This window comes from Segeticoccus sp. (genome assembly GCF_035708005.1).
On sequence record NZ_DASSTI010000147.1, the window covers coordinates 23096 to 29328 of the forward strand.

The following is a 6233-nucleotide window of genomic DNA, read 5'->3' on the forward strand; positions in this document are numbered from 1 at the left end:
GCGCGCACATCATGACAGGCAGGGCAGTCCTGTCCACTAGTCAGACGCGCGAACCGCCGAAAAGGTTCGCTGGTCCGTGCCGGTTTTGGCCAGCCGTGCGCCCGCCGGTACCCTAGCGGTCGCCACCCCATCCTCCTCGGTGCTCGGTCCTCGAGCGGCAGGGGGTCTGGGTCGGTGTGGAGGCGTCGCCTAGTCCGGTTTATGGCGCCCGCCTGCTAAGCGGGTTGAGGTCTTGAAGCCTCTCGCGGGTTCAAATCCCGCCGCCTCCGCCGCACCACGGCGACGTGCCCGGCATACCGTTCCTTCGGTATGCCGGGCACGCGCCGTCTCAGCCCCCGGAACCGTCCGCGGCGGTGACCGGAGTGCCGTCACCACGCTGGCATTCAGGCGCCGGCCGCGGCCCGTCGGGCGCGGTAGGCGGCGACGTGCGCCCGGTTGCCGCAGTTGCCGGTGTCGCAGTAGCGGCGGGAGCGGTTGCGGGAGAGGTCCACGAGCACGGCGTCGCAGTCGTCGGCGGCGCAGGTGCGCAGTCGGGCCAGGTCGTCGGAGCGGATGAGGTCGACGAAACCCATGGCCGCCTCCGCGCCGATCCGGTGGGCGAGCGGGTCGGAGGGCATCGAGGCGTGGATGTGCCAGTCCCAGTCCCCGTGCCGGGTCAGTCGGGGCGTGGAGGCCGTGCGCTGCAGCAGCTCGTTGGTCGCTGCCGCCGCGGCGTCGCGGTCCGGGGCCTCCCACACTGCCCGGATGCGCTCACGGACCCGGCGGACGGCGGCGAGCTCGGTGTCGGTGTGCTCCCGGCTGCCGGTGAAGGGGTTCTCCTCCAGCCAGTCCTCGAGCGCCGCCTGGTCGGTCAGCCGCTCCCGGCCTCCTCGGCGGGTGTTGACCAGGGACGCGGCGCTCGCCAGCGCCACCTCGGTGTCATGGGCAAAAAGCATGTTGACTCGTGACCTCCTCTGCCCGTACCGTCACGAGTGTAACGATCATTTGGTCATGACATCCGTGGGGCGCGAGCGGCAGGTTCCTCCTCCCCGTCGTGGCATGCAGCGGGCCGGCAGCCGGCGGCGCGAAAGAAGGAGGTGCGAGGTGAGCTCGGTCCGGGAGCGCGCCGCGGTCACGGCGACGGGTGTCCCCGCGGGCCGGACGGCCACCCTGGGGACCGCGCTGGCGCTGGCCTCGGCCATGACGTTCGGTCTGTCCGGACCAACCGCGAAGTCCTTGCTCGACGCGGGGTGGAGCCCACTGGCCGTGACGCTGCTGCGGATCGGCGGCGGTGCCCTCGTGCTCCTGGTCCCGGCGGTCGTGCTGCTGGTGCGGCAGGGCGGCCTGCGGCTGGCGGGCTGGCGCGCCACGGCGCTCTACGGCGTGATGTCCGTCGCGGGGGTCCAGCTCGGCTTCTACAACGCCGTCCAGACGCTGACCGTCGCGGTCGCGATGCTCGTCGAGTACCTCGGGCCGGTGCTGCTGCTGGGCTGGATCTGGCTGCGCACCGGGCGTCGCCCGGCGCCGACGTCCCTGGCCGGAGCCGGCGTGGCCCTGGTCGGCCTGGCCCTGGTGATCGACCTGACCGGCGGTGTCGCCGTGGACCCGATCGGGTTGGCCTGGGCCCTGTTCGCCGCCTGCTGCCTCGCGTCGTACTTCGCGCTGGCGGCCCGGACCGACGACCCGGTCCACCCTGTGGTGCTGGCCGGCGGCGGCTCGGCGGTCGGCGCCGTGGCGCTCGCACTCGTCGGGTCGCTGGGCCTGCTGCCGCTGCACCGCGGCGCCGGGGACGTGACCTTCGCCGGGATGCACACCTCGTGGGTGGTGCCCGCCCTGGTGGTCATCCTCGTGGCGACGGTGACCGCCTACCTCACCGGCATCGCGGCCGTACGCGCACTGGGGAGCCGGGTGTCGTCCTTCCTCGGCCTCACCGAGGCGCTGTTCGCCGTGGTGTTCGCGTGGCTGCTCCTCGGCGAACTGCCGCACCCGACCCAGCTGGCCGGTGGCGCGCTGATCATCGCCGGCATCGTCCTCGTCCGGCGGGACCGCACGACCCCCTGACGGTCGTCAGTGCAGGACGTGCAGGCGCACCGTCTCCGGCAGGTCCTGCAGGTTCCGGACCAGCTCCGGCGCGTAGTCGGCCACGATGTCGGTCAGCACGTAGCCGAGCTCCCCGCGGGTCCCGAGCAGCTGGCCCTCGACGTTGACCCCGTGGTCACCGAGGATCCCGTTGACCTTCGCGAGCACCCCCGGCACGTTGCGGTGCAGGTGCGCCATCCGGTGCGTGCCGTCGCGGCGGGCGAGCAGCAGCTCGGGCAGGTTCACCGACAGGGCGGTGCTGCCCTCGGAGCAGAAGTCGCGCAGCTTGCCGGCGACGAACTGCCCGATGTCGGTCTGCGCCTCCTCGGTGGAGCCGCCGACGTGCGGGGTGAGGATCACGTTGGGCATGCCGCGCAGCTCGGAGCGGAACTCGTCGCCCCGACCCGCCGGCTCCTCCGGGAACACGTCGATCGCGGCACCAGCGAGGTGACCGCTCTCCAGGTGCTCGCGCAAGGCGGCGTGGTCCACGACGAACCCGCGCGACAGGTTGAGGAACATGCTGCCCTGCGGCATGAGCGCGAACTCCCGCTCGCCGAACATGCCGCTGTTGCCGGGCCGGCCGTCGACGTGCAGCGTGACGATGTCGGACTCGGCCAGCAGCTCCTCGAGGCTGCCGCACTGCCGGGCGTTGCCCAGCGCGAGCCGGTCGAGGATGTCGTAGAACCGGACCTGCAGGCCGAGCGCCTCTGCCAGCACCGACAGCTGGGAGCCGATCTTGCCGTAGCCGATGATCCCCAGGCGCCGTCCGCGCACCTCGTGGCTGCCGACCGCGGACTTGTCCCACACACCCTGGTGCATCTTGTGGGACTTGTCCCCGAGCCGGCGGTAGAGCGAGATGATCTCGGCCAGCACGAGCTCGACCACGCTGCGCGTGTTGGAGAACGGCGCGTTGAAGACCGCCACCCCCTGCTGGCTCGCCGCCGACAGGTCGATCTGGTTGGTGCCGATGCAGAACGCGCCGAGCGCCACCAGGTCGGGGGCCTGCTGCAGGACCCGCGCGGTCGCCTCGGTCTTGGAGCGGATGCCCAGGACGTGTATGCCGTCCAGCCGGTCGATCAGCTCGTCCTCACCGAGGGCGCGGGTCTCGTGCTCGACCTTCCACCCCTCGCTCTCGAGGAGGTCCACGGCTCCGGCATCGATGTTCTCCAGGAGGAGCGCCCGCTTGGTGGTCTCGGCCGACATGGTCGTCATGACGACAGGCTAGAACCGCGTCGTCGGGCGGCCGCGGCGCCTTCCACATCATGGAAGGCTCCGCGGCGGAGGGGTGAGCGGGTCAGTCCAGACCGAGGCGGTGCTTCAGGGTGTCGAGCTCGGTCCACAGCTCGGCGGGCAGCTGCTCGCCGAACTTCTCGAACCACTCCTGGATCTGTGGAATCTCCGCGGCCCAGTCCTCGGCGGAGACGGCGAGGGCCTTCTCGAGCTGCTCGCGGGTCAGGTCGAGACCTTCGGTGTCGAGCGACTCCGGTGTCGGCACGAAGCCGATCGGGGTCTCCTCGGCGTCGGCCGTGCCCTCGATCCGGTCGATCGCCCACTTCAGGACGCGGGAGTTCTCGCCGAATCCGGGCCACAGGAAGGCACCGGAGGAGCCATCCGCCTTCTCTTCTCTGCGGAACCAGTTGACGTGGAAGATCTTCGGGAGCTTCGCCGCGTCGGTGCCCTTGGCGACCTCGAGCCAGTGGTTCATGTAGTCGCCGGCGTGGTAGCCGATGAACGGCAGCATCGCCATCGGGTCGCGGCGCACGACGCCGACCGCGCCCGTGGCCGCCGCGGTCGTCTCCGAGGAGAGGGTCGCGCCCATGAAGGTGCCGTGCGCCCAGTCCCGCGACTCCGTCACGAGCGGGATCGTCGTCTTGCGGCGACCACCGAAGAAGATGGCGCTGATCGGCACACCGGCCGGGTCGTCATACTCCGCGGCGAGGATGGGGCACTGCTCGATGGGGGTGCAGTAGCGGCTGTTCGGGTGGCTGGACAGGACCGGCGGGTCCTGCTCGGCCATGTCCGGGGTCCAGTCCTCGTTCTTCCACGAGGTGGCGTGGGCGGGGGTGTTCTCCATGCCCTCCCACCACACGTCTCCGTCGTCGGTGAGCGCGACGTTGGTGAAGATCGAGTTGCCCTTGGCGAGCGTGCGCATGGCGTTGGGGTTGGTCTTCTCGTTCGTGCCCGGGGCGACGCCGAAGAAACCGAACTCGGGATTCACGGCATACAACCGGCCGTCCTCGCCGAAGCGCATCCAGGCGATGTCGTCGCCGAGGGTCTCCACCTTCCAGCCGGGGATGGTGGGCTCGAGCATGGCGAGGTTGGTCTTGCCGCAGGCGCTCGGGAAGGCCGCGCAGATGTAGTAGGTCTTCTGCTGGGGCGAGGTGAGCTTGAGGATGAGCATGTGCTCCGCGAGCCAGCCCTCGTCGCGCGCCATGGCCGAGGCGATGCGCAGCGCGTAGCACTTCTTGCCGAGCAGGGCGTTGCCGCCGTAGCCGGAGCCGTACGACCAGATGGCCCGCTCCTCGGGGAAGTGGACGATGTACTTCGTGTCGTTGCACGGCCAGCGCAAGTCCTGCTGGCCCGGCTCCAGTGGAGCGCCGACCGAGTGCAGGCAGTCGACGTAGTCGGCGTCGAGCTCCTCCATCCGGCGCAGCACGGTCGTGCCGATGCGCGCCATGATCCGCATCGAGACCACGACGTACTCGCTGTCGGTGATCTCCACCCCGAACTTGGGGTCCTCGGCGTCCAAGTGGCCCATGACGAAGGGGATGACGTACATCGTGCGGCCCTTCATCGACCCGCGGAACAGGTCGGTGAGCGTGGCCTTCATCTCGTCGGGGTCGCACCAGTTGTTGGTGGGGCCGGCGTCCTTCTCCTCCTGGGAGCAGATGAAGGTGCGGCCCTCGACCCGGGCGACGTCGCTGGGGTCGGAGGCGCAGCGGAAGGAGTTGGGGCGGAGGTCTTCGTTGAGCCGGTCGAAGGTGCCGGCCTCGACCAGTTTGGTGGTGAGCTCGTCCCACTCCTCGCGGGACCCGGTGACCCAGACGACCCGGTCGGGGGTGGTGAGTTCCGCGACCTGCTCCACCTGCGCGCGGAGGCGGGCGTGACTCGTGGGCGCCGCTCCCGCGTCGGGCGTTCCGGCGGCGGAGGCGGCGGGCGCCCGGCCGCCAGCCGTGGTGGCCTGTCGGGTGGTGTCGGTCGTCGTCATGCCTGGTGCCATCCCTTCGCAGTGCGGGTTGCCCGCCGGTGTGGTCCGCGTGGAGCGATCCCGGCGTCGCAGGACCGCGATGTCCACATGCTGGACGTCTGGTGTGCGGTCACGCTACGCCCGGGCAGTACGGGACGACACCGGGATCGAGGAGGCCAGCAGTGACCCTGATCACAAAAACGGGGAGGACTGTCCGCTTTCCGGTGGTTCTGTGGATGAATCGGCAGATCGACGCGAGAACCGCACAAAATCCACCGTCGAACGGGTCGATTTCCGCGTCGGCCGGATGACCGGGTAGCATCGCCTCTCGTCACGTCGAAGGCCGAGGGCCGGCGGCTTGGCGTACTGCGCCCGTAGCTCAACGGATAGAGCATCTGACTACGGATCAGAAGGTTAGGGGTTCGAATCCCTTCGGGCGCGCCCCTCCCAATACCTGCGCTGACCTGCGCAAACGTCTTCCGTCGTGGCATCCGACTCATCCTCCATTCGGGCTGCGACGGCCCAATGACAGCAGTTTTGACAGCAACGGCTCGTCTCGCACGTGCCCTTCACGGCCCGAACACCCCGTCCAGCGCATCCGCCGCTTCGCGCAGCGACGTGGGCATCACGTGGCCGTACAGGTCGGTCGTGATGCTCAGTTGGGTGTGCCCCAGCAGCTCCATCACCACGCGGGCCGAGACACCCTCGGCCAGCAGGAGCGAGGCACACGTGTGCCGCAGGTCGTGGAAGCGGATCCGCCGCAGTCCCGCGAGGTGGGTGCGCTCATCCAGCAGCCGGTTGAGGTTCCTCGGCTCGATCACCGTCCCCTTCGTCGTGGCAAACACCAGGCCGGGATCGGCCCACCGAGGCCCGGCCGCTGCCCGTTCGGCGTCCTGCCGGCGCCGGTGGGCGAGCAGGGCAGTCACGCAGACCTGGGGGAGGGGAACCGTCCGCCGGCTGCGCTGACTCTTCGGCGCCCCGGTCACCA

At 70.2% G+C, this 6233-nt stretch carries 5 protein-coding genes and 2 tRNA genes; 3 read left to right on the forward strand and 4 right to left on the reverse strand.

The window, feature by feature from the left end:
- Nucleotides 1-178 precede the first annotated feature (178 nt).
- Nucleotides 179-269 (forward strand) — tRNA-Ser (locus VFL99_RS14315).
- A gap of 114 nt (nt 270-383) precedes the next feature.
- Here VFL99_RS14315 and VFL99_RS14320 read toward each other — a convergent pair.
- On the reverse strand, nt 384-935 hold the full coding sequence (locus VFL99_RS14320) for a CGNR zinc finger domain-containing protein (RefSeq protein WP_325107049.1): 552 nt from the start codon (nt 933-935) through the stop codon (nt 384-386).
- Between the two features lie 148 nt (nt 936-1083).
- Here VFL99_RS14320 and VFL99_RS14325 point away from each other — a divergent pair, with 148 nt between their 5' ends.
- Nucleotides 1084-2040: an EamA family transporter gene (locus tag VFL99_RS14325; RefSeq protein ID WP_325107050.1), complete on the forward strand. Its 957-nt coding sequence runs from the start codon at nt 1084-1086 to the stop codon at nt 2038-2040.
- Nucleotides 2041-2046: 6 nt separating this feature from the next.
- Here VFL99_RS14325 and serA read toward each other — a convergent pair whose 3' ends face one another.
- On the reverse strand, nt 2047-3270 hold the full coding sequence (gene serA, locus VFL99_RS14330) for a phosphoglycerate dehydrogenase (RefSeq protein ID WP_325107051.1): 1224 nt from the start codon (nt 3268-3270) through the stop codon (nt 2047-2049).
- A gap of 82 nt (nt 3271-3352) precedes the next feature.
- Nucleotides 3353-5266, reverse strand: coding sequence for a phosphoenolpyruvate carboxykinase (GTP) (locus tag VFL99_RS14335; protein ID WP_325107052.1), 1914 nt, complete (start codon nt 5264-5266; stop codon nt 3353-3355).
- A gap of 347 nt (nt 5267-5613) precedes the next feature.
- Here VFL99_RS14335 and VFL99_RS14340 point away from each other — a divergent pair.
- Nucleotides 5614-5686 (forward strand) — tRNA-Arg (locus VFL99_RS14340).
- Between the two features lie 128 nt (nt 5687-5814).
- On the opposite strand, the gene VFL99_RS14345 is transcribed toward VFL99_RS14340, so the two are convergent.
- The coding region (locus tag VFL99_RS14345) for a tyrosine-type recombinase/integrase (RefSeq protein ID WP_325107053.1) at nt 5815-6233 on the reverse strand (419 nt) is incomplete at its 5' end.